Annotated in this window: 23 protein-coding genes; 7 read left to right on the forward strand and 16 right to left on the reverse strand. The window is 56.4% G+C overall.

Annotated elements, in window-relative coordinates; all coding sequences use genetic code 11:
- Nucleotides 1-76: 76 nt before the first annotated feature.
- Nucleotides 77-1321: an LVIVD repeat-containing protein gene (locus tag C0560_RS05865; RefSeq protein ID WP_102104199.1), complete on the forward strand. Its 1245-nt coding sequence runs from the start codon at nt 77-79 to the stop codon at nt 1319-1321.
- Nucleotides 1322-1370: 49 nt separating this feature from the next.
- On the opposite strand, the gene mtnK is transcribed toward C0560_RS05865, so the two are convergent.
- Nucleotides 1371-2570 (reverse strand): S-methyl-5-thioribose kinase, encoded by a 1200-nt coding sequence (gene mtnK / locus C0560_RS05870; RefSeq protein WP_100777255.1) that lies wholly within the window; start codon nt 2568-2570, stop codon nt 1371-1373.
- A gap of 105 nt (nt 2571-2675) precedes the next feature.
- Between mtnK and mtnA the strand changes: the two genes are divergently transcribed.
- On the forward strand, nt 2676-3692 hold the full coding sequence (gene mtnA / locus C0560_RS05875; RefSeq protein WP_248859812.1) for an S-methyl-5-thioribose-1-phosphate isomerase: 1017 nt from the start codon (nt 2676-2678) through the stop codon (nt 3690-3692).
- Between the two features lie 192 nt (nt 3693-3884).
- Here the strand turns inward: mtnA and C0560_RS05880 are convergent, their stop codons facing one another.
- Genes C0560_RS05880 through C0560_RS05890 form a run of 3 tightly spaced genes read right to left on the reverse strand, consistent with a single transcriptional unit; the run spans nt 3885 to nt 5724 of the window.
- Complete coding sequence (locus tag C0560_RS05880) at nt 3885-4427, reverse strand: acireductone dioxygenase (protein ID WP_248859813.1); 543 nt, start codon at nt 4425-4427, stop codon at nt 3885-3887.
- On the reverse strand, nt 4424-5113 hold the full coding sequence (gene mtnC, locus C0560_RS05885; protein ID WP_102104197.1) for an acireductone synthase: 690 nt from the start codon (nt 5111-5113) through the stop codon (nt 4424-4426). The genes C0560_RS05880 and mtnC overlap by 4 nt, the downstream gene beginning before the upstream one ends.
- Entirely contained in the window at nt 5110-5724 is a 615-nt protein-coding gene (locus C0560_RS05890; RefSeq protein ID WP_248859814.1) for a methylthioribulose 1-phosphate dehydratase, read from the reverse strand. Before C0560_RS05890 ends, mtnC begins: the two co-directional genes overlap by 4 nt.
- A gap of 121 nt (nt 5725-5845) precedes the next feature.
- Here C0560_RS05890 and C0560_RS05895 point away from each other — a divergent pair, with 121 nt between their 5' ends.
- Nucleotides 5846-7006 (forward strand): pyridoxal phosphate-dependent aminotransferase, encoded by a 1161-nt coding sequence (locus C0560_RS05895; RefSeq protein ID WP_248859815.1) that lies wholly within the window; start codon nt 5846-5848, stop codon nt 7004-7006.
- Here C0560_RS05895 and C0560_RS05900 read toward each other — a convergent pair whose 3' ends face one another.
- Nucleotides 7007-7633: a ParB/RepB/Spo0J family partition protein gene (locus C0560_RS05900; RefSeq protein ID WP_181827472.1), complete on the reverse strand. Its 627-nt coding sequence runs from the start codon at nt 7631-7633 to the stop codon at nt 7007-7009.
- Complete coding sequence (locus C0560_RS05905; protein WP_248859816.1) at nt 7618-8841, reverse strand: phosphoadenosine phosphosulfate reductase; 1224 nt, start codon at nt 8839-8841, stop codon at nt 7618-7620. Before C0560_RS05905 ends, C0560_RS05900 begins: the two co-directional genes overlap by 16 nt.
- 701 nt (nt 8842-9542) lie before the next feature.
- Between C0560_RS05905 and ahpC the strand changes: the two genes are divergently transcribed.
- Together ahpC and ahpF are read left to right on the forward strand one after the other, a co-directional pair.
- A complete protein-coding gene (gene ahpC, locus C0560_RS05910) occupies nt 9543-10106 on the forward strand; it encodes an alkyl hydroperoxide reductase subunit C (protein WP_100777247.1) in 564 nt (187 codons plus the stop codon).
- Between the two features lie 217 nt (nt 10107-10323).
- A complete protein-coding gene (ahpF, locus tag C0560_RS05915; RefSeq protein ID WP_100777246.1) occupies nt 10324-11889 on the forward strand; it encodes an alkyl hydroperoxide reductase subunit F in 1566 nt (521 codons plus the stop codon).
- Nucleotides 11890-11956: 67 nt separating this feature from the next.
- Here the strand turns inward: ahpF and uspG are convergent, their stop codons facing one another.
- From uspG to rnk, 3 genes are all read right to left on the reverse strand, one after another.
- The gene (gene uspG / locus C0560_RS05920; protein WP_100777245.1) at nt 11957-12385 is read right to left on the reverse strand and encodes a universal stress protein UspG; all 429 of its coding nucleotides are present in this window, start codon (nt 12383-12385) and stop codon (nt 11957-11959) included.
- A gap of 133 nt (nt 12386-12518) precedes the next feature.
- A complete protein-coding gene (gene yldA / locus C0560_RS20960) occupies nt 12519-12608 on the reverse strand; it encodes a small membrane protein YldA (RefSeq protein ID WP_276528585.1) in 90 nt (29 codons plus the stop codon).
- A 139-nt stretch (nt 12609-12747) separates the two neighbouring features.
- Nucleotides 12748-13158 carry a nucleoside diphosphate kinase regulator gene (rnk, locus tag C0560_RS05925; protein WP_100777244.1) on the reverse strand — a complete coding sequence of 137 codons (411 nt, stop codon included), beginning with the start codon at nt 13156-13158 and terminating at the stop codon, nt 12748-12750.
- 243 nt (nt 13159-13401) lie between these two features.
- Here rnk and C0560_RS05930 point away from each other — a divergent pair, with 243 nt between their 5' ends.
- Both C0560_RS05930 and C0560_RS05935 read left to right on the forward strand, forming a co-directional pair.
- On the forward strand, nt 13402-14022 hold the full coding sequence (locus tag C0560_RS05930; RefSeq protein WP_107704061.1) for a flavin reductase family protein: 621 nt from the start codon (nt 13402-13404) through the stop codon (nt 14020-14022).
- Between the two features lies 1 nt (nt 14023).
- Nucleotides 14024-14878, forward strand: a complete 855-nt coding sequence (locus tag C0560_RS05935) for a helix-turn-helix transcriptional regulator (protein ID WP_248859817.1) — start codon at nt 14024-14026, stop codon at nt 14876-14878.
- 3 nt (nt 14879-14881) lie between these two features.
- Here the strand turns inward: C0560_RS05935 and ptsP are convergent, their stop codons facing one another.
- The 7 genes from ptsP to dcuC all read right to left on the reverse strand — a co-directional run bounded on the left by ptsP (nt 14882) and on the right by dcuC (nt 23639).
- Nucleotides 14882-17377, reverse strand: coding sequence for a phosphoenolpyruvate--protein phosphotransferase (gene ptsP / locus C0560_RS05940; RefSeq protein WP_248859818.1), 2496 nt, complete (start codon nt 17375-17377; stop codon nt 14882-14884).
- A gap of 23 nt (nt 17378-17400) precedes the next feature.
- Nucleotides 17401-18441, reverse strand: coding sequence for an aminopeptidase (gene ypdE, locus C0560_RS05945; RefSeq protein ID WP_248859819.1), 1041 nt, complete (start codon nt 18439-18441; stop codon nt 17401-17403).
- Nucleotides 18441-19526: an aminopeptidase gene (ypdF, locus tag C0560_RS05950; protein ID WP_248859821.1), complete on the reverse strand. Its 1086-nt coding sequence runs from the start codon at nt 19524-19526 to the stop codon at nt 18441-18443. Before ypdF ends, ypdE begins: the two co-directional genes overlap by 1 nt.
- A 12-nt stretch (nt 19527-19538) precedes the next feature.
- A complete protein-coding gene (locus C0560_RS05955; protein WP_248859822.1) occupies nt 19539-20789 on the reverse strand; it encodes a PTS fructose transporter subunit IIC in 1251 nt (416 codons plus the stop codon).
- A gap of 24 nt (nt 20790-20813) precedes the next feature.
- Nucleotides 20814-21140: a PTS fructose transporter subunit IIB gene (locus C0560_RS05960; RefSeq protein ID WP_102104187.1), complete on the reverse strand. Its 327-nt coding sequence runs from the start codon at nt 21138-21140 to the stop codon at nt 20814-20816.
- A gap of 173 nt (nt 21141-21313) precedes the next feature.
- Entirely contained in the window at nt 21314-22123 is an 810-nt protein-coding gene (gene rna / locus C0560_RS05965) for a ribonuclease I (protein ID WP_123429281.1), read from the reverse strand.
- 142 nt (nt 22124-22265) lie between these two features.
- On the reverse strand, nt 22266-23639 hold the full coding sequence (gene dcuC / locus C0560_RS05970; protein WP_102104185.1) for an anaerobic C4-dicarboxylate transporter DcuC: 1374 nt from the start codon (nt 23637-23639) through the stop codon (nt 22266-22268).
- Nucleotides 23640-23778 lie beyond the last annotated feature (139 nt).

The raw sequence follows: 23778 nt of genomic DNA on the forward strand, positions 1-23778 counted from the left end.
CGGTGGCGCTGCGCTAACCGGGCCTACGTTCTGTAGGCCGGAGAAGGTGTAGCGCCATCCGGCAAAAGGAACGGATATGTCCTCTCAATTACCTACACCGGAATACAGCCGCAATATGCGGCTCATCGGTCACAGCGATCAGGGCGGTCGCCCGGACGGTGTTCAGCTGATGGTCCATCGCGGCTTTGCCTACATCGGGCATATGGTGTCGCAGGGCTTTTCCATTGTCGACGTACGTGACCCGAAAAATCCCAAAGCGGCGGGCTACGTGGCTGCGCCGCCCGGCACCTGGAATGTGCATCTCCAGGCCCATGACGATCTGTTACTGGTCATCAACGCCCGCGATCTGTTTGCCGACGCCCGTTTTGCCGATGAAAAGGTCTACTACACCCGCCAGGTAGGGCACACCGTCAGCGACGTGCAGGACAAAGGCTGGAGCGCGGGCCTGCGGATTTTTGATATCTCCACGCCGGACAAACCGCGTGAAATCAGCTTCTTGTCCCTCGACGGGATCGGCATTCATCGCATCTGGTACGTCGGCGGGCGCTGGGCGTATGTCTCGGCGCTGATCGATGGCTTTACCGACTACATTTTCCTGACTATCGATCTTGCCGATCCGCGCAAACCGGAAGTGGCAGGCCGCTGGTGGCTGCCGGGGATGAATCAGGCGGCAGGCGAACAACCGGGCTGGCCGGAGGGCAAACGCTACGCGCTGCATCATGCGATCATCGCGGGCGATACCGCCTACGGCAGCTGGCGCGATGGCGGGCTGACCCTGCTGGATGTGAAGGATAGAACCCAGCCGAAGCTGATTAGCCATCGCAACTGGAGCCCGCCATTTGGCGGTGGAACGCATACCGCGCTGCCGCTGCCCGACCGGGACCTGCTGGTGGTGCTGGACGAAGCGGTGCTCGATAACCAGGAGGACGGTGAAAAGCTGATCTGGCTGTTTGATATCCGCGAGCCGTCGAACCCGGTCAGTATCTCGACCTTCCCGCAGCCGGAAGAGACAGATTACGTGGCGAAAGGGGCGCACTTCGGGCCGCACAATCTGCACGAAAACCGGCCAGGGAGTTTTATCAGCTCGACGCTGATTTTCGCCACCTATCAGAATGCAGGCGTGCGCGCGTACGACATTTCGAATCCGTACCGCCCGGTGGAAACCGGCGCGCTGGTTCCGGCCGCGCCGGAGAAGATGATGGACACACGCCCTCATCGCCCGCAGGTGATTCAGTCATGCGACGTGTTTGTGGATGCGCAGGGGATTATCTACAGCACGGATTACAACGGCGGGCTGTCGGTGATTGAGTATCTGGGATAAGTGTGACAGGCCGGGCAGGCGACATCGCCACCCGGCAAGGGTTACGGAATCAGCTGTACTGGCGAACACGCGCCACGAGTTCTTCGGCGCTGTCGATTCGGTCGGCAATCACAATCAACGCTCTGCCGAGCGTAATGGCGTGGCGCAGGCACTCGTGGCGCATTGCTTCGTCCGCAATGGTGTCGATATCCGCCACGTGCGACAGCCCAACGCTTCGGCGAATCAGCTCGGTGCCGCAGAAACCGATGGCATCGGTCCAGACCTTTTTCAGAAATTCTGACGCATAGCCCGGCACGCTCAGGGCCGCATCGCGGGTTTTTTCACGTGCCAGCGCCTGGAAACGTTCCGCGAAGGTGTTCCACAGCTCCTGAATATCCGTCAGACGCTGCTCGCGGGCGGCAGCGGCATCGCGAATACCCAGATGGCCCGGCAGACCGCAGAAGTTCAGCAGCAGATTGCCGATGGCGGTGCCGATATCAAAACCGATCGGCCCGTAATAGCCGAACTCGGCGTCAATCGCCTTCAGGCTGCCCTCTGCGACAAAAATCGAGCCGCTGTGAATATCGCCGTGCAGCAGCGCTTCGGCCTGCGAGAAGAAACGGTGCTTGAGCGAGGCGACGGCAATTTTCAGCCGATCGTCACTGCGCAGGGCGGCCACGTCCGCTTCCAGCGCCGCCGGATAGTTATTGCGCTCGTGGATCTGGTACGGATCGTTAAAGAACAGATCCTCGGTGATCTCACACATTTCCGGGTTGATGTACTTCGCCACCTGCGCCTTTTTGACGTGCGGATGGAGGTAAAAATCGCTGGTGTGGAACAGGGTGTGAGCGAGATATTCACCCAGCTGACGCGAAGCCTGCGGGTACCAGACGCCGCTAATCAGCTCGCCGCGCCAGATTTTATGGCTGGAGAGATCTTCCATCACCATCACCGCCAGCTCCGGGTCGTAATGGTGGATTTTGACCGTGTGCTGCGGGCTGTGCTGGTAGTGCTCGACCAGGGTTTGCGCTTCGAGGCGGGCGCGATCCAGCGTCAGTGGCCAGGACTCACCCACGCAGCGCACGTAAGGCAGCGCCTGCTTGACGATGATACGGCTGACGCCGTCGGCATCGAAAATTTTAAATACCAGATTGAGGTTGCCGTCGCCCACTTCCTGCGCCTCCACCAGCGATGATGGGTCATCAAGGCCGCCGAACTGCTTTGCATATTCCACGGCATCCTGGGCGGTAAAGGTACGGTATTGCGACATTGCCTGTTCCTCATCAGTTCTGGTAATAAAGACATTTAGACGTCTATACATCTGAATTTTATCCTGACACAATGTGATACAACAACGCAACAGAGAATTAACGACATGCAGACATTACAGACGACAAGCCTGCGGGTGGCGGGTAATCAGCTATTTATTCTCGACCAACAGGCGCTTCCGCAGGAGAAACGCTGGCTGGATGCCTCCACGGTAGAGGCGCTGGTCGGCCACATTCACGCGCTCAGAGTACGCGGCGCGCCGCTGATTGGGCTGTCTGCGAGCCTTTTGCTGGCGCTGCTGGCCGAGGCAGGGAAAAGCCGAGACGAGCTGGCGCTAGCCCTCGACACCCTGCGGGCGTCACGCCCAACGGCCGTGAACCTGATGAACAATCTCGATCGCATGAAGCAGGCGCTGTGGCAGGAGGATTTTGTCCCTGCGCTGAGCGCTGAGGCCCTGCGGCTGATCGATGAGGATAAGCAGCTTTGCGACGCCATCGCTCGCGCCGGAAGCGAACTGGTGAAGCCTGGAAGCCGTCTGCTGACCCATTGCAATACCGGTGGCCTGGCGACTGCGGGAGTCGGTACGGCGCTGGGGGTGATTGCGGTTGCCCATCAGCAGGGAAAAATCGCTAATGTCTGGGTGGATGAAACGCGCCCGCTGTTGCAGGGCGGCAGACTTACCGCCTGGGAACTGGGCGAGCTAGGCGTACCGTATCAGCTGATCACCGACTCCATGGCCGCCAGCCTGATGGCGAAAGGGCAGGTGGACGCAGTGTGGGTCGGAGCGGATCGCATTGCCGCCAACGGCGATGTGGCGAACAAAATCGGCACTTACTCTCTGGCGGTACTGGCGAAATTCCACGGCATTCCTTTTTATGTCGCAGTACCGCAAACCACGCTGGACCCGAACTGTCCGAACGGTGATGCCATCCCTATCGAGCAGCGTGCGGCCAGCGAAGTAACGGGTGTTGCCGGGAGTTTTGGCGCGGTGCAGTGGGCGCCGGAAGAGGCGAAAGTCTACAACCCGGCGTTTGACGTGACGCCTGCGGCGCTGATCAGCGGGTGGGTGCTGGATACGGGCGTAGTGTGGCCGGAAGCGGTGGCAAAAGGGGAATTCGCCTGAGTGCGGTTATCCTTTTAGGGCATTCCCTTGGGGAGGACCGAACGTGACGCGTGATTCTGCTTTAACGCTCGAACGGGTGAAGGATGGGGCATCGTGCTGGAGCGGCTGGTTGGTGATGCATACGGACTGAAGCGCTGAAGGCATCTACCGCTGAACAAGCCGGGTCAGCGTTCGCGCCGCCCGGCAAAGCGCTTAAGCCAGTCGCGGATAGCCATCCGCGATCTCACTTCCCGTGAACTGCGCAATCCATCCTTCCGGGTTATCGAAAATGCGGATCGCGGTGAAGTTGGGTTCGGAACCCATATCAAACCAGTGCGGCGTGCCGGCGGGTACGGAGATGAGGTCATTTTTCTCGCACAGCACCTGGTACACCTGGTCTTCGATGTGCAGACAAAACAGACCAGCACCCTCAACAAAGAAACGCACTTCATCTTCGCCGTGAGTATGTTCGTTGAGAAACTTCGCGCGCAGCACCTCTTTCTGCGGGTTATCCGCGCGCAGGCTGATAACATCCCAGCTCTGATAGCCTTTCTCCGCCACCAGTTTATCGATCGCGTGCTGATACGCATTAATCACCGTTTCCGGTGCGGGATCGCGGCCTAAATCGCGGTCGGCTTCCCAGCGTTCAAAACGCACGCCGCGGGCGTTGAGCTTTTCAGCGATATCACGGGCATCGGTGCTGTGCCACAGCGGGGCGCGGGTGTCGGTGTCGGAATAAATGGTCAAAGCGCTCATGAAGGGATCTGCTCCGGATTAATCTCGTCGAATTGGTGTACCTGATGGTGGTGGCTCGCGCCATCGTCATCACCGCGAATCAGCTGCAGGGTACGAAAACCTGCCTGCTCAGCGGCGTCCAGCTCCTGGTGAATGTCCGAGAGGAACAGGATTTGCGACGGGGCGGCGCCGATCTGCGCGGCAATGGTGGTGTAGGACTGCACATCACGCTTCGCGCCCACGTGGGTATCGAAATAACCGCTGAACAGATGAGTAATATCACCTTCGTCGCTGTAGCCAAATAACAGTTTCTGCGCTGCGACAGAGCCAGAGGAATAAACATAGAGATCAATGCCTTGCGCTTTCCATTTTTCCAGCGCAGGCAAAACGTCCGGGTAGAGATGGCCCGTGAAATCGCCGTTGACGTATCCGTCCTGCCAGATAATCCCTTGCAGGGCCTTCAGGGCGGTGGATTTCCTGTCTTCATCCATAAACGTAAACAGGGTGTCGATAAGCTCGCTGATGCTGGCATGAGGGCTGGCAATTTCATCACGCAGATTGTCCAGAATGGATTTCACCGGTTCGGCGTACTGCTGGGCGGTGACAAACGCCGCCAGCCGCTCGCGCGCATAGGGGAATAGCACATTGTGGACAAAACGAATATCGCTGGTGGTCCCTTCAATATCCGTCACAATCGCGCGAATCATAATCTCTCCAGTTGTCGTAAACGCATTTCGCATTCAAATAAGAATTCAAGGCCTTCAAGGTGACGGCGGGCTTCGGCCACATCGCGTCCCCAGCAGGTTAAGCCATGACCGCGCAGAAGAAAACCATAATTAAGTGGGGTTTCCTGTGCGTAATGGGCGATTCGCGAGGCGAGGGCGTCAATATCCTGGTCGTTGTCGAACACCGGAATAACGAGGGTATCCAGATGGGTGGTCTGCCCGCTGAGGGATTTTTGCATCTCAAAACCGCTGATGCGCAGCTCAGCCGTTTTGGTCAGGCGCGACAGCACGGTGGCATTGACCGTATGCACGTGCAGCACCGCGTTGGCCTGTGGAAACAGGCGATAAATCAGCGTGTGCAGGCCCGTTTCCGCCGACGGTTTTCGCCCGGCCGGCGCGCGGTTGGTGGCGATCTCCACTTGCAGGAAATCATCCGTTGTCAGGCTGCCCTTGTCTTTGCCGGATTCGCTCAGCCAGCACAGCGTGTCGTCCTTTCGCACGGACATGTTCCCGCCCGTCGCGGGTGCCCAGCCTTTGGCGCCAATCCAGCGGCAGGCGTCGACGAGTTGTGTGAGTTGCAGGTGCTCTGTCATTTTCCTTTACCCTCTCGGCAGGAATAATTATATGATTTAGACGTCTAAGCGTCTTGATTGCTAAAGACTAACATCGTGTTATAGTGGCAGCAACATAAGTATTACATGCAGGCACGACACAATGAGCAATAACCCGTTGATTCCGCAAAGCAAACTTCCCAATCTCGGTACCACCATCTTTACGCAGATGAGCGCGCTGGCCCAGGCCCATAACGCCATCAACCTTTCGCAGGGATTCCCTGACTTTGACGGCCCGACCTATCTGCAGGAGCGCCTGGCGCACCACGTGGCGCAAGGGGCCAATCAGTATGCGCCGATGACGGGCGCGCAGCCGCTGCGGGAGGCGATTGCCGATAAAACGGCTGAACTCTATGGCTACAAGCCGGATGCCAACAGTGAAGTGACGGTGACGGCGGGGGCGACAGAGGCGCTGTACGCGGCGATTACCGCGCTGGTGCGTACCGGTGATGAGGTGATTTGCTTCGATCCGAGCTACGACAGCTACGCGCCAGCCATTGAACTCTCCGGCGGCGTGGTCAAACGTGTTGCGCTTCAGCCGCCGCATTTTCGCCCCGACTGGCAGGCTTTCGCCGCGCTGCTGAGTGAGAAAACCCGTCTGGTAATCCTTAATACGCCGCACAACCCGTCGGCGACCGTCTGGCGCAAAGCGGATTTCGCGGCGCTGTGGCAGGCGATTGCTGAACGTGAAATCTATGTGCTGAGCGACGAAGTCTACGAGCACATCTGTTTTGCAGACGAGGGGCACGCCAGCGTGCTCGCCCATCCGCAGCTTCGCGAACGCGCCATCGCGGTGTCATCGTTTGGTAAAACCTATCACATGACCGGCTGGAAAGTGGGCTATTGCGTCGCGCCTGCGGCGATCAGCGCCGAGTTACGTAAAGTGCATCAGTATCTGACGTTTGCCGTAAACACCCCTGCGCAGCTGGCGCTGGCGGATATGCTCCGTGCCGAACCGGAGCACTATCGTGAATTACCGGCGTTCTATCGCGCGCGACGGGATCGGTTTGTGAATGCGCTGAGCAACAGCCGGCTGGAAATTCTGCCGTGCGAAGGGACTTACTTCCTGCTGGCGGATTACAGCGCGATTTCCGATCTGGACGACGTCAGTTTTTGCCAGTGGCTGACCAAAGAGGCGGGCGTCGCCGCGATACCGCTGTCGGTATTTTGCGCCGACCCCTTCCCGCATAAACTGATTCGTCTCTGTTTTGCGAAGCAGGAATCGACGCTGTTAGCGGCGGCCGAGCGCCTGAATGCGCTGTGATTATTTAACGGTCCAGGCGTCTGAATAACGACGGTCTGCGAACAGTTCCAGCAGGCCGTTGATCTGTTTCAGGCGCAGCACTTCGTCGCTGTCCATCCCAAGCTCCAGCCCGATTTTCTCATTGTCCCAGCCGAGCAATACCAGTTCCCGGACAATCTCCGACATCGAGTGAATTTGATGGCGCCCGCGCGCACGGTTGTGACGAATGGTGGCGGCCATCCGGTCGAACTTCTCCTGCCGTTCTTTACGCAGGCAGGTGACGGGCAGATAGCCTTTCAACTGCCGTTTTAACGCCGCCCGCTGGCTGCCAAGCTCACGCCGATGGAATCCGTCCACGATCTCGTAATTGTGCGGGCCGTTTTCAGTGACCAGGATCGGCTGCGTAAACCCATCCAGCTCCAGCGATTTGCTGAGCAGGCGTTTTTCCGGCGGGGCCACGGTATTGGGGTTGTAGTCGTTAGCGCTGATCTCTTCTTGTTTAATCCACAGTACGCAGTCGACGGGCTGTTCGTGAAAGGGGCTGAACTGGTGAATCGCCTGACGAAACGCGTTGATGGCCTCTATTTTCTTCTCTTCAGAAAGCGATTGCAGATAGTGCTCCATATCGTTAATTAATCGTTGTTGCATAAAATTCCCCACTGCTGGCGTTTGGTTTTCATTCGGTCACTGTAGCGTTGGTAATGCTTAGGTTTATTTGGGCTAAATGATAACGCCCGACACCAATAATCATTATTAAGAAGTACCTTACAAATTCGCCGCCAGGAGGGAATGTCTTTTAAGCCAATATCCGCGTCCTGAGTGTCCGGTATATTTTCCATGCCCTGTTTTTGATACCAGTGCAAATAGACGGCGATTTTGTTGCGATAATGTTCTGCCGTGGCGACAGGCATACTGTCGAGTAATAACAAGGCATATTCCTGCCAGCAAAGATGATCGGGTTTGAGAATTTTACGATGGCCGTAAAAATGGTTGTCATGACCCGCGTAAATGCCTCCGCTTCGCACCCCGCTGACCCGCTCGCACATCGCCGCCCAGCGCTCCGGCTCCAGCACATGGTAGAGCCATAAGCCCTGGCGCTGCTCCGGGCCAAAGGGTTCGCAAATGCGCATATAGCGAAGGGGGACGCCCGCCTGGTACATCAGGTTGTACAGGGGGTTATAGCTGCAGCCGGTTTTGGCAAACCAGGTCCAGATATCGGCGGTTTTCCAGTCGTAGATGGGATACATGTACCAGGCGTGGCCGCCGGGGGCGAAGGTGGTCCAGGGTTTGTCGTCCGCGAACCGCTGTTTGCGCGCGCTGGCGATACTCAGAAAGCGGTTATAGGACTCGTCGGCGCGAATGCCGATCAGCACCGCGGCAGGGCGTTTTTGCGCATACCAGTCGGAAAAGGCTCTGACGAACGATTCGAAGGTCATCCCTTGCTGATAGAAATCGAAATAGTGGGGATCGGTAATGGCGTCTTCCGGCGGCTGGCGGACCCAGTCGGTGCCCGGCTCCCAGCACTGCCACTCAGGCTGAAATTGTGACAGGGAGTTTTGCGTGGTGAGGGGCAGTGCCACCCAGTAAAAGTGATCGATGACGTCGGAATAGTGCGCCCGCATGTTCTCGACATGTTCGATGGTGTAAGTAAATTGCGCCTCCCAGTCGATAAACAGAACGCTAATTTTCCGTTTCTGTTTACGCGCCCGCTGCGCCGTAAGATGCAACATAATGGTGGAATCTTTTCCACCGGAAAAAGAGACGCAGACTTTTGATAAGTTTTCGAGCGTCCAGTCGATTCTCTCTATTGCGGCGTCGAGAACATTCAGTTTAAGAGGATATTTATAGATGGACATAATCAATCTCTTTATGACTTTTTTTGCCATATCATTACTTCGTCGGGAATGACGTGGTGATAATAAAGCAATTCCCCTGCATGTAAAAAGAAAGTTGTCCTTAAATAAAATTTGATTGGATAGTGCCCTGGTGTTTTGTGATAGCACTCGGTTTTATGCTGATTGAAATATTATGTTTCACAATATGCGTTAAATAAAATACATCCATGAAAATATTTCTGACTATTAATAATAATTGGGCTGCATGAATTGCGGTGTGTTAATAATTATTTTGTATTTTTTAATGGGTAAATTTAGCATCAAGCGCAATTTTATTCCTCGCAAGAATAGAGGGGAGAAGGGCCGTCAACATCGTTATTCGGAAAAACCTATCACAGCCATAGACAGGAATGACCCGGTCGTGGATTGCTCAATGCCTGCGCGGGTGGTGTAATCGATACCGCTGTTACGACCTGACTCAGGTTCTGTAGAGCGCAACGCAACGCCAGCTCCGGCTGGCACTGAAGGTACCTACGGGGAATTCAGGTATCAGGGCCGCCCGTTGGGGCGGCCTTTTTACTTTTGGGCTACCCAACACCATTCACAACGTTGTCGGTTCGGGTTGTAAGGTATGACTGATTGATTTGATACGGCAAACGCATTAGCCCCATCAGTCAAAGTTCGTTACCTTACATCTCAACGAAAACACGGAGGAAGTACAGATGTCTTTGATTAACACTAAAATTAAACCTTTCAAAAACCAGGCGTTCAAAAACGGTGAATTCGTCGAAGTGACCGAGAAAGATACCGAAGGTCGCTGGAGCGTGTTCTTCTTCTATCCGGCAGATTTCACCTTCGTTTGCCCGACCGAACTGGGCGACGTAGCGGATCATTACGACGAACTGCAGAAACTGGGCGTGGACGTTTACTCTGTTTCTACCGACACCCACTTCACTCACAAAGCATGGCATGGCAGCTCTGAAACCATCGCGAAAATCAAATACGCGATGATCGGCGACCCGACTGGCGCCCTGACCCGTAACTTCGACAACATGCGTGAAGATGAAGGCCTGGCTGACCGCGCCACCTTCGTCGTTGACCCGCAGGGCATTATCCAGGCTATCGAAGTTACCGCTGAAGGTATCGGCCGTGATGCATCTGACCTGCTGCGTAAAATCAAAGCAGCACAGTACGTGGCGTCTCACCCAGGTGAAGTGTGCCCGGCTAAATGGAAAGAAGGCGAAGCGACGCTGGCTCCATCTCTGGACCTGGTTGGCAAAATCTAAGATTTCCCTCTTTTTCACGCTCAGGCGCGAAATCCAAAGGAAATTGACGACGATTGGCGGGTGCATTGTGGCACCCGCTTTTTTGAAATTTTTACGTTATCTCATGTAAGTCGCATCGCGGCGGCGCTAAGCGAATCCCAGGAATAAGTGACCGGGGCGCGAAGGCCGCCAGCTAAGAGGCGGTTTACATGAGGAAACGTAAAGCAGGAGATTAACGATGCTCGACACCAACATGAAAACCCAGCTCAAGGCCTACCTTGAGAAACTGACCAAACCTGTTGAGCTGATTGCCACGCTGGATGACGGCGCTAAATCGGCAGAAATCAAGGAACTGCTGGCGGAAATCGCCGAACTGTCACCAAAAGTGACCTTTAAAGAAGATAACAGCCTCGCGGTACGCAAGCCGTCATTCCTGATTACTAACCCAGGTTCTGACAAGGGGCCGCGCTTTGCCGGTTCTCCGCTGGGTCACGAATTTACCTCCCTGGTACTGGCGCTGCTGTGGACCGGTGGGCATCCGTCGAAAGAGGCACAGTCTCTGCTGGAGCAAATCAGCAACATCGACGGCGATTTTGAATTTGAAACCTATTACTCGCTCTCGTGCCATAACTGCCCGGACGTAGTACAGGCGCTGAACCTGATGGCAGTGCTTAACCCACGCATCAAACATACGGCCATCGACGGCGGCGTATTCCAGAACGAAATCACCGATCGCAACGTGATGGGGGTTCCGGCGGTATTCGTCAATGGTCAGGAGTTCGGCCAGGGGCGTATGACGCTGACGGAAATCGTCGCCAAAATTGATACCGGTGCCGAAAAACGTGCGGCGGAAGAGCTGAATAAACGTGATGTTTACGACGTGCTGATCGTCGGCTCCGGCCCGGCGGGTGCGGCGGCGGCGGTGTATTCTGCCCGTAAAGGCATTCGTACCGGCCTGATGGGTGAGCGTTTCGGTGGCCAGGTGCTCGACACCGTCGACATCGAAAACTACATCTCGGTCCCGAAAACCGAAGGTCAAAAGCTGGCGGGTGCCCTGAAAGCGCACGTTAGCGATTATGAAGTGGATGTGATTGATAGCCAAAGTGCCAGCAAACTGGTTCCGGCAGCGCAGGAAGGTGGCTTACACCAGATTGAAACGGCTTCCGGCGCGGTGCTGAAAGCGCGCAGCGTGATCATCGCCACCGGCGCAAAATGGCGCAACATGAACGTCCCTGGCGAAGATCAGTATCGCACCAAAGGCGTGACCTACTGCCCGCACTGCGACGGCCCGCTGTTTAAAGGTAAACGCGTGGCGGTGATTGGCGGCGGTAACTCCGGCGTTGAAGCGGCTATCGATCTGGCGGGTATTGTGGAACACGTTACCCTGCTGGAATTTGCCCCGGAAATGAAAGCCGATCAGGTGCTGCAGGATAAAGTGCGCAGCCTGAAGAACGTCGATATCGTGCTGAACGCGCAGACGACGGAAGTGAAAGGCGATGGCAGCAAAGTGACGGGCCTCGAGTATCGCGACCGCGTCAGCGGCGATGTGCACAGCGTGCCGCTGTCAGGGATTTTCGTCCAGATTGGTCTGTTGCCAAACACCACCTGGCTGGAAGGCTCCGTTGAGCGTAACCGTATGGGCGAAATCATCATCGACGCCAAGTGTGAAACCAGCGTGAAGGGGGTCTTTGCGGCGGGCGACTGCACGACGGTGCCGTACAAACAGATTATCATCGCCACCGGCGAAGGGGCGAAAGCGTCATTAAGCTCGTTTGATTATCTGATTCGCACCAAAACAGCATAATAAAAGAAAGTAAGGCACCACCTGCATCAGACAAAACCCCGCGCAAGCGGGGTTTTTCTTTTGGGCGTTAGCGAACGACCATCACCGGAATATGGGTGTGGCGAATCACGCTTGAGGCATTCGAGCCGAGCAGGTGGGTGCTGATGGACGGATTACGCGAGCCGATCACCACCACATCGGCTTTCAGTTCGTTCGCCATTTCATTGACCGCATCGCGAACGCTGCCGAAACGCACGTGGGTTTTAATCCGTGACGGATCGAGGGTGAAATGGCCGACCATGGTTTGCAGCCGCGCTTCGGCTTCGTGCTGAAGATGCTCTTCAAAGCGGCGAACATCGGCTGCAAAGCGGTGCAGGCTCAGGCTGGCCGAACCGGGCAGGACGTGCAAGAGGTGAATCACGCCATCCTGCTGCGCCAGAAACTCAGCATGGCGGACGGCTTTGTCGCTCAGTTCCATTTCGAAAACATCAACCGGCATAATAATTGTCTGGTACATACCCGTTTCTCCTTGTTTATAAACGCTCGATTCATTCAATCACAAAATAATATGGTTTTCTGATATCTGTCAGACACTTTTCATATCGTGGCGTTATTTGACGTTTCTTTGCGGAATTCAGGCGGGGTAAAGGCTACCAGTGACGCTCAAGATATAGCACGGCCGTGACGATAATCGCCAGTAAAATTAAATAGATAAGAGAAATGACTTCTATCTCATCCATAGAAGACCCTGGGCCGTTGAAACGGATTAAGCCTGGATGAAGATAATTTTGGCTTCTATAGGAAATAAAGGTGATTTTACGGAAAGAGGATGCGGGTGCATCCTCTGGGAAACGCGGTTATGCGCTTATTCAGATGAGATTAACGAAGGTAATCGCCGGCCGCTTCTGGCTGGTAGAGCAGTTCCAGCACTTCCAGATGCGCGGAGGCGCCGCCCGGTAACTCCCAGTGAATGGTGTCGCCGGTACGCAGGCCCAGCAGCGCGGCGCCGACGGGGGCGAGAACGGAAAGCTGCGTGCTGCTGTCGGTCATCTGCGCAGGATAGACCAGGGTGCGCGTGCGCTCATCGCCGGTGGTCAGATCGCGGAATTTTACCTGGCTGTTCATCGTCACGACGTCATGCGGCATGGTTTCCGGGGTACACATCTGTGCCCGGTCCAGCTCCGCGTTCAGGGCGTCGGCAACCGGCAGTGAAGCAAACTCTGGTTTTTCCAGAAGGCGGTCGATACGTTCTGCGTCGAGTTCATTAATGATAATTGTGGGTCTGGACATTTATTACTCCATGTCGTTAATGCTGCGTGTACCGCAGAAACCAATCCAAAAGAAAACCCTCGCCGTCTGGCAGCGAGGGTTTTATCTGTTCTGATGATACTGGCTGTGCACGCAACTTTGAAGTGATCAATGTCACATTCGTTGCGCAGATGAATTTTATGATCGGAATGATTTCATCGCGGCTGCTGTACCGGGCCAAATCCCGCGGCATAATGAGGTTCTGACTACTCACCGGAGAGCGTAATGTACTTTTATCAGCCTTCGCAGGGACATGGTTTACCGCACGATCCTCTGAACGCCATTATTGGCCCTCGGCCCATCGGCTGGATTGCCTCACAGAATGCCTCGGGGCAAACCAATCTCGCCCCCTACAGTTTCTTTAACTGTTTTAATTATCGTCCGCCCATTATTGGTTTTGCCAGCAGCGGCTGGAAGGACAGCGTGCGAAATATCGTCGAGACAAAAGAGTTTGTCTGGAACCTTGCCACACGTGAGCTCGCAGAGGCGATGAACGAAACCTCGGCCAGCCTTCCTCACGGAGAAGACGAATTTGCCTTTGCCGGGCTGACAAAAGCCGATAGCGCGCTGGTCAAGGTGCCGCGCGTGGCGGAAAGTCCGGTGAACTTTGAGTGCAGGCTGTCGCAATGTATTCAGTTGACCGGCGCAGATGGAACGGCGATCGATAGCTGGCTGGTACTGGGGGAAGTCGTCGGGATCCATATCGCCGAGTCGCTGCTGGAAGAGGGCATCTTCCAGACCGCGAAGGCCAACCCGATTCTGCGAGCGGGAGGCCCAACGGCTTACTATTCGATAAGCGAAGACCACCGCCTGGATCTGGTGCGCCCGGATGCGCGCAGGGGATAGTATGTCTGAGCGCCCCTTGCCTGCCGACCAGCAGTTTTTTGCCGACCTGTTGAGCGGTCTGGTACTCAATCCGCAGCAGCTGGGCCGCGTCTGGTTTGCGCATCGACCTGCCACGCTGCCTGCGGGCAGTGTGAGTGTTGAGTGGCCACGGCTGGAGGTGGTGCTGCGTGGTGAATACGAGAACCGGCTTATCGCGGAGCAAAAGCTGATTGGGCAGGGGGAGATGCTATTTCTTCCCGCCCGTGCCGTGACGATGTCGACGTTTGAAAAGCCGGTCATGCTGCTGAGTATTGTCTTTGCCCCTTCCTGGCTCGGTCTGGCGTTTCACGACTCCCGTAGCGGGCAGACCGGGTATCCGCAGCGAAAAATAGAGTTGTCGCATCCGGAGCGGGGCGAGCGCACGGCGATGCTGATGGCGCTGACTCATCTGAGCGCCTCGCCGCAGGACCAGGCCATTATTCAGCCCCTGACGCTGAGCGTATTGCACTGGTGCCGGAAGGTGGTGTCCACGAGGCCAGAGGCGGGTTTATCGCGCGGCGATTTTCTCTTTCAGAGCATCTGCAACTGGGTACAGGAAAATTATGCCGGGCCGGTAGCGCGTGAGAGCGTCGCCGCGCTGTTTACCATCACCCCTAATCATCTCTCCCGCCTGTTTTCGCAGCATGGAACCATGAGTTTTGTCGATTATGTGCGCTGGGTGCGGATGGCAAAAGCGCGTACGATTTTACAAAAGTACCACCTGCCCGTGGGCGAGGTGGCGAAACGCTGCGGCTACCCCGATAGCGACTATTTTTGTCGACTGTTCCGGCGCCAGTTTGGCCTGACGCCGGGTGAGTACCGCGCACGTTTTCAGTAGCGGTCAGAAGCTGAGTTCAGCATTGAGCAAATCGAGGATCTGCTGAGGGGTATTTGCCGCAAACAAAGACTCGCGGAATGCTTTGTTCACCAGTTTTCGCGCGAGTTGAGAGAACACTTTTACATGGTTTATCCCTTCCTGCGCGCCGAGCGTCAGCATAATCACCAGCTCAACGTCGCCCATATCTGACTCCCAGTCGATGGGCTTTTGCAGGCGTGCGATGCTAATGCTGGAGTGGCGTATCCACTGGGATTTGGTATGCGGAATGGCCACGCCGAAGCCCACGGCGGTGGTCACAATTTCTTCGCGCTGCCAGAGATCTTCTTCCAGCTCCAGCGGATTCTCCGTGCGCCCTTGAATAGCCAAATTGCCGCACAGAAACTGCAGAACCTGCTCCTTTGACGCGAGCGGTTCGTTCACCACGATATTCTCCAGCGCCAGCAGCGGGCGGGCCGGCTCTTGCGGTGTAAATTCGGCGAGCAGCGTCTCTATCTCCTCGGCGCTGCGGCATTCGCAGGCACTGTCGGCCAGCGCCTGGCAGGCACCGCTCTCAAGCTGGCGTAGCTGCGCTTTTACCGGCGGAATGCGTGGGCCGCTCATACTGAACTCATCAATCCCCAGCCCCAAAAGCAGTGGAAGATAGCGGCGTTCTCCGGCGAGTTCTCCGCAAATTCCCACCCATTTTCCGTGGCGGTGGGCGGTGGTAACGATCTGGCGCACCATGCGTAAAAATGAAGGCGTGATCGGATTATAGAGCGGCGACACGCGCGGGTTGTTGCGATCCACCGCGTAGAGATACTGGGTCATATCATTCGATCCGATGCTGAAAAAATCCACCTCATCGCAGAAGTGATCGATGATATAGCAGACCGAAGGCACCTCGACCATAATGCCCAGCGGCAGGTTGTGTGTATGGCGTAGCCCTTGTGCTTTCAGGGCTTCCTGCACGTTTCGCAACTCCTGTTTCACCCATAAAATCTGATCGAGGCTGTGCACCATGGGGATCATCAGCAGGGCGTTACCGCTCGCACCGGCCCGCAAAATGGCGCGCAGCTGCGTACGAAAAAGGTCGACAAACTCAGGGTAAATACGCACCGCGCGGTAGCCGAGAAATGGGTTCTCCTCTGGCGGAATATTGAGCCAGGGGATCTGCTTATCCCCGCCGATATCCATGGTGCGGAAGATGACCGGCTTGCCTTCGGCAGACAATAGCACCTGCTGGTAGGCTTCAAACTGCTCCTGCTCGTCCGGGGCGGCGTCGCGATCCATATACAGCATTTCTGTGCGAAACAGTCCTACGCCCTGCGCGCCATTGGCAAATGCGCCGGGTGCCTCCAGCGCACTGCCGATATTGGCGGCGATCGCCACCGGGACATTATCCCGCGTCACTGCGGGAAGCCCGGCGTCTTTGATCTGCTGATGATGACGTTTGTCGGCGAGGCGCTGCGCCACGCTGTAGTACTGGCTGACGGCCTCGTCAGGGGCTACCACCAGCACGCTGCACACGCCGTCCAGAATCACCTCTTTGCCGATATCCGCAGCCAGCGATGCCACCGTGATCCCGCTCATCACCGGCACTGATGCCGCTCGCGCCAGAATCAGGGTGTGCGAGGTGCGCCCGGTTTTCTCCAGGATCATCCCTTTAAGCTGGCGGGTGTCGAGGCTTAAAAACTGGCTGGGCGTGAGGTCTTCTGCCGCCAGAATGGTCGGCGTCTCGAGGGTAAAGGAGGTTGTTTGCTGAAGCTCAGGCCAGGTAATACTCAGCAGTTGTTCGCTGATGTCGCGGATATCGCTGACCCGCTCGCGAAGATAGTCACTGGCGGAAAGCGAGAGTTTGTCGCAGATCTGCTCCATATTGCGAATGATGGCATTCGCCAGGCTCAGGCGTTCTTCGACAATCAGACGACGGATATTCGCACCAAACTCGTCATCCTGAATAAGTGACAGATGGGCACTGATGATGGTTTTACTCTCGCCGTCAAGCCCGCGCAGGCGCTGGTTGAGCTGTTCAGCGAGGGTCGCCAGACTGTGCTCCAGCCGCGTGATATCTTCCGGGCTTGCCTGACGCTGGCGGTAGCGCTCGAGGTTATCGCTTTGCAAGCGGCGAAGCGTGCCCGAGCCAATGCCGCTGGCAAGCGTAATGGCCTCGCGTAAATGGGGATTGAGCCGCACCAGCGAGCGGGGTAGGGGATGCGCGATATGAGGCGCATCGCCCGACGGGATGCTGTCGCTATCGATAAACGCGACATTGAGGTAATGCTCCAGCACGCGTCTGGCCTGCTCTTCGTCGCTACCGTTGATTTCAAGCACACAGCTGTCGTTAAAGAGCGTACCGGTACTGATAAGCGCAAGCGAGCTTTTGGCATCCGCGTGGGTGTTCAGGCGCTTGTTGATAAAGCGGATGTCGCTGCGCCATGCGCTGCACTGCTCTTTCAGCGCCCAGGCCGGGCGAGCGTGCAGGCCGTTTGGCAACGGACAACAAAATTCAATCGATAACATGTTTACCTCCGTTCAACGTGAGATCAGCATCTGAAGTCCGTCAGATGATCCACGGTCTCACGATTCAGACGAGCCAGCAGGGCAACCAGCAGCTGGTGGGTATGGTCAATATCCTGGATGTCAGCAATGGATGCGGCACAATGACCGTGCCGGGTGGGCGGCCCGAGTACCACCGCCGGGACGCCGGTTCCGCAAAGATGGATTGCGCCTGCGTCGGTGCCGCCGTTGCTGAACATATCTTTTTGCAGCGCAATGCCCTGAGCCAGAGCCACCTCCTCAACGAAAGCGGTGAGCTTCGGCGGGGCAATGTGTGATTTGTCATACAGCACCAGCATGGGTCCGGCCCCCGTCTGACGGTGATTTGCAGAGCTGTAGTCGAAGTTTTTGGACCAGCAGGCGGTGTCAAGCACCAGGGCGAGGTCAGGATTCACGACCCTGCTTGCCGTCTGCCCGCCGCGCAGCCCGACCTCCTCGCTTGAGCTGGCAACCAGCCACAGCTCACAGTCCAGCGGTATAGCGTGCAGTTCACGCAAAAGGGTAATCAGCAGATAGCAGCCGAGACGGTCGTCAAACGCTTTGCCCATCACCCGGCCGTGAGGAAGGGGCTGAAAAAGGGTGTCGAAAGTCACCCGATCGCCCGCATCAATGCCTGCCGTCAGCACCTCGTCGGCGCAGGTCGCCCCGATATCAACGCGCAAATTCTCTACCGTCTCGCCTTTCGTCTCGCCGTCCAGTAATCCGGGGATTTTCCGCCCGTCGCGCGTAGTGATTCTTACAGGCTGCAGAGTGCGGGCCATCATGCGGACATTGCCGACAGGCAACACCTCGATGGCCCCCTCTTTTGTCACGGAGCGCACGATAAAACCGACTTCATCCATATGGGCGCACACCATCACCTTCGGCCCGTCGCTGCGGTTGACGCGAATGAGCACCGAGCCTAGCCCGTCAAACCGGACCTCTTTCGCGTAACGTTGCGCTTCAGCCAGCAGGATATCGCGCACCTCTTGTTCAGAGGCGGCGATGGCATCGGCCTCACTCAGTTTGCGCAGAAGTTCTGTGTCCATTAACGTTCCCCTGTTGTCAGTAGCGTTTTGTCCATGGTGTAGAGAACCTCAGCGCCAGTGGGCGTCACCAGTACCACATCCTCAATACGCACCCCGCCCAAGCCGTCAAGGTAGATCCCCGGCTCAACGGTCAGCAGCATACCGGGCTGAAGCAGGGTCGTGTCGGTGGGAGAGAATCTTGGATTCTCATGCACATCGATACCAACCGCGTGCCCGGTATTATGACCAAACTGCGGGCCGTACCCTGCGCGTTCGATAATCGTTCTGGCTGCAGTATCAACCTGGTGACAGGCGACGCCGGGGCGAATGGTGGCGATGGCGGCGAGCTGTGCCTCAAGCACCGTCTGATACACGCAATAGAGAGGATGGTCCTCAGGCTTCTGGCCGTGTCCGGCGACAAGGAATGTCCTCGTCATGTCCGAACAATATCCCTGGTGTTGGGCGCCAAAATCGAGAGTGACCATCTCTCCTGCGTTAATCACTTTGTCGGAGGCCTTACCATGCGGCAGCGCGCCGCGCGTTCCGCTGGCGACGATGGTATCGAAGGAGGGTTTATCTGCCCCCTGTTGCTTCATAAACCATTCCAGTTCCGCTGCCACCTCGCGCTCGCGCATACCGGGCTGAATCACGCGACGAATATGCTGCGCTGCGCTATCGGCAATCCGGCAGGCCGCGCGAATCGAGGCGATCTCTTCAGCGGTTTTGATCTGCCGTAAGACGTCGAGGGAGATACTGCAAAGCTTCGCATCCAGCGTATTGCGCCAGTGGGTTCCGGTCTGCCAGCTGACCTGTTCGCCTTCGAAACCCAGTGTGGCGATCCCTTCGCGGGCAATCAGCCGGTTCACTACCCTGGTGAGCGGGTTTTCTGCATCCAGCAGGTGCAGGTGATAGCCGCTCACACGGGAGGCGATGTCGCTGGAATAGCGAAAATCCGTCAGGATATGCGCGCTTTTATCTGTTATCAGAACAAAACTGGAACCGGTTGAAATACCCAGATGCGGCTGCTTGTTCTGGCGCGAGGAGAACAGCACGCCGTCCAGATTTTCTGCTGCAAGCCAGGCGCGCAGCCTTGTCAGTAATTCCATCTCATGACCTCGTTACAGCGTATCGACGGACAGTTTTCCGCGCTTATGCATGTTGTTACGTATCAGCACCACCAGCAGGGCGGTGATCGTCGCGCCAACCAGAATGCTGAGCATGTAGGCTCCCAGGTTGGTAACCAGCGGCCATGCCCAGATAGCGGATTCCGGGAACCACTGCACGGCACCGAGCGCCGTTGCCGTCATCGCTCCGGCAATTGCGCCCACCATATAGGCCGGTAGCGTGGCGAGCGGGTTTTCCAGCAGGAAGGGGATTGCCCCTTCGCTAATACCCATGAACGCCAGAAACATTGCCGTTTTTCCCTGCGGGTAAAGCTGCGGGCTAAACAGACGTTTGCCGGTCAGACGATGGTCGATTAACGTCGCCAGCCCCAGACCAATCGGCGGGATAACAATCGCGACGGCGCGGGAGGTGATCGGTAATACGTGATCGGTGGTTAGCCCAAGCCCGACAAATCCCGCCGCTTTGTTGATCGGCCCACCGAGATCAATGGCGGTCGCCGCCGCCATGCCGATGGCGTACATCATCGAGCCAGACTCGCCTGCGGCCAGCAACAGCGTGCGCATGCCTGCGTTCAGCCAGCCGCCAACAGGCGTAATGACGTAATACATCGCCAGCATCACAAACAGCGCGGAGAGGATCGGAATCAGAAAGGTGCTTTTAAACGCCAGCAGATACTGAGGAAGGTTAATTTTGTTATTAAGCCATTTGACCAGATAGCCCGCCGCAATAGCGATGATCAACGCGCCAATAAAGGTAGAAGGCACAGGTTTGGTGGCAAGCCAGGTTAGTTTTTCCGGGTCGAAATTTAGCACCAGCGTCGGTTGGGTGGAGACCAGCCCGCCGATAAAACCGGCCGGGAAGGCCAGCTTGCCGCCGATAGAGTTGGCGACAAAGGCAGAAAACATCGGGATCGCGAAGCTGAACAGCAGCCCGCCGAAGGATTCCGTCAGGTAACCAAACTTCAGCACCGACAGATTAAAACCCGTGAAGTGGCCGGAGTTCAGCGCATCGAGAATGCCGGTGTCCGGCGGGATCTCCAGCCAGACATAGGCGATAAGCTGAGAAATGGCGAGGATCACCCCGCCCATGATCAGCGTAGGTACCATGCGGGAAATTCCCGACATAATGTGCTGTGGAAGTTCTTTCCAGAAGGTATTGCCCGTTGCGGCGGGCGTGGGGGTGAGTGCGAGGGTATCGCCTTCGTGACCGTCCGACCGAACCGCACTGCGTTTTTTAATTGCCATAACCAGGACCCCTGAGGTGGAGGATTATTGTTGTTCTGCAGCAATCATTTCTTCGATTTCTTTCAGGGTTCCCGCCGCGTTTTTAATGGCGTCCTGAAGGGTAATTTCGTACACGTCCCGCGTTTCAAAGCGTTCGTTGTCTTCCGGGGTGATCGCGATGGCATGAATAATAATGTCCGCCCCGGCGATATCCTGTGGCGTTAAGCGGTTCTGGATGCCATCCGCCCCCTGGGTTTCAATTTTGACTTCGTAGCCAGCTTCTACCGCGGCCTCTTCCAGCGCCTGAGCCGCCATAAAGGTATGTGCCAGACCCATCGGGCAGGCGCACAACGCAATCAGTTTTTTAGCCATGTGAACATTCTCCTGTAGATGACACCGCGATTATGGCGGGGAGGTTTCAGGGTTGTTTACCGGATAAATAATGCATTAGCTGGAGAGATGAGGCGTGAGATCAGAAGTGTGACGCTTATCGTCCTATAAGGGAAAAGGATGAAACGCCGGGGGCGGGTGCCCCCGGCAGAAGATCAGTAGCCGACTTTATCAATGACAAACTGCTTGCCGCAGTTGCCAGGGTGCGGCTGGGGCGCAAACGACGCCGATGAGAGCGGCGCGTTGATGGTCGCGGCTTTGAGCGAAAGCTGCAGTTCGGTGAGATACGCCGGGTTATTGTTGCAGGTCAGCTTGACGGCTTTAACGGATTCTTTGCCCCAGCTTTTGGCGACGGCCTCGTCAAAATCGCGGCGAGAAACCGTTTTGCCGTAGTGATCAGCAAGGAATTTCCCCAGCGCGCTGCTTTTCACCTCCTGATTCATGCGCACCATGGTGCCAAAATAGGCGTCAGGATCGAACCCAAAGCAGACGCCGTGCTTGGCGTATTCATAGCGTTCCAGACAGGACTCTCCGCCCGCGCCCGGCATTACGCCGTTGAGTTTTGCGGCGGCTTCGAAGGATAGCCCGGTTTCGGCAGCGGCGCATTTACGGCTGGCTCTGGCTTCTGGCATGTTGGGGACGGGGCGAGTGGCGCAGCCAAATCGCATCCAGCGGCGATCGTCCACCCCGCGCGAGGCGATAGATTTGGGCAGGCTCGGCCACAGGCCGTGAACCGTCAGAAAATCCGTTTTGGTTGTGCTCTCTTTTTGCAGGCGGCACTCGTCAGGCTCATTGCGGTTGCGGTCGTGCATGCTCTGGCAAAAACCGGTCTGCCAGGAGAGGGCAAGGACGTAGCGATCAAAATCGGCATATTGTGTGGCCTGAAGCGGCGCGGCATGTGCTGAGAAGGCGCACAGGGCAAGGGCGGTTGCACTGAACCGGAGAACGATATCCTTCCTGAACATTTGAATTCCTGATGATTAAAGGGAAATTAATTCCAGGAACTTATTAAAGCACAAAAAGCGCCCGCAGGCGCTTTTTGTGCCCGACGACGCGGGCTGAGGGTAAGGCCGGGCTGGCTAGCGCAGCGCCACCAGGCCCATTCTTTTATCCCGCGACCGTACCCGGCACGAGGATTTCTGTTGCGATAATCACAATGACCAGGCCGACCAGCACCGGAACAGAGGTGCGTTTCACCACTTCGAACGGGGAGATTTTGGCCATACCGGCGACCGCAACCACCACGCCGGAAACCGGGGAGATAGTACGGCCCAGGTTGGAAGCCTGCAGCATTGGAATCGAAAGGTAGGCCGGGTTGATTCCGGACGAGTGTGCCAGTTTTGGAATCATCTCGACGAACGCATAGAACGGGGCGTTACCGGAGCCGGTCGTCATGGCGGCCAGCATCGTCAGGACAACCAGCACCAGCATCAGAATAATGCTGGCAGAGCCGAAGGAGGTGGCGATGGAGATCAGGCTCTGGATAAAGCCGATGGTGCTCAGGCCTTGAGCGAAAACACCCGCCGCGACCAGCAGCATCACCACGCCCGCAAAGGCGTCAGCCATCCCGCGATACGCTACTTCCAGGCCGGAGAACACTTTCTGAGTATTAAAGCCGCGTACGAATTCCAGCACCGCCGCCAGCAGCATGCAGATCACCAGAATGGTAATAATGTGCAGCTGTGGACCCCATTTGCCGTCGAAAATCAGTACGCCAATGATCGGCGTGAACGGCAGAATGGCATAGAACGATGGCGCGGTGGTGGTGATTTCACTCACGTCCAGCATCTCGTGGCTGATGTTTTCTTTTTTATCGAGATACTTCTGCCAGAAATAGTGCGCAACCGCCATACCGATAATGGCGGCGATAGAGATCGGCAGGGTGGTTTTAAAGGCGAAATCAATCAGCGGCATTTCGGCGGCTTTTGCAGCTAATACCACGTCACCGGACGTTGGGGAGAGGATAATCGCGGCAGGGGAGGCGCAAATCGCCGCCGCGGCACCGCGGCTGATACCCACGTTCACCATCACCGGGAACAGCGTCGCCATCAGCAGAACGCCGAGACCGGTAGCGGAGGAGACCGCCAGCGACATCAGGCACGCCACGAAATAGGCGGCAATCATCAGAATGTAGGGGGAGTTAATATATTGCAGCGGCTTTGAGGCCAGTTTGACAACCATATCATTGGCGCCGATATGGGTCATATACGCGGCGAAACCACACAGCATCATAATCATCATGCCGAGATCGCCACCGCGGCTCATCAGCAGAATTTTAATATATTCCACAATATCGGTGGCGGTATAACCGGTGCTGGTTTCGCTGGCCGGTAACACCTGGTGGCCCATTAGCGCACTAATAATAAGCAGCGTTAAACCGCCGACGAATAATACCCCGGTGGCGGAATAGCCTTTAATGATGTAGCGCGCGACGCCGACAATGACGACCACTCCGATGAGGAGTTCGATAACGGTAAGCATGGTTTCCCCTGTACGTGCGCTCCCCAGAGAGCACGGAAAATCAAAAAAATGAAGTGTTGAAATGTGCCGAATAAATGGGCAGTTCTTGCTGACTAAAATCAATAAAATGACTACTAAAACGGCCATCAACGATATTTTG

Source organism: Lelliottia sp. AC1 (assembly GCF_023278595.1).
Taxonomy (GTDB): Bacteria; Pseudomonadota; Gammaproteobacteria; order Enterobacterales; family Enterobacteriaceae; genus Enterobacter; species Enterobacter nimipressuralis.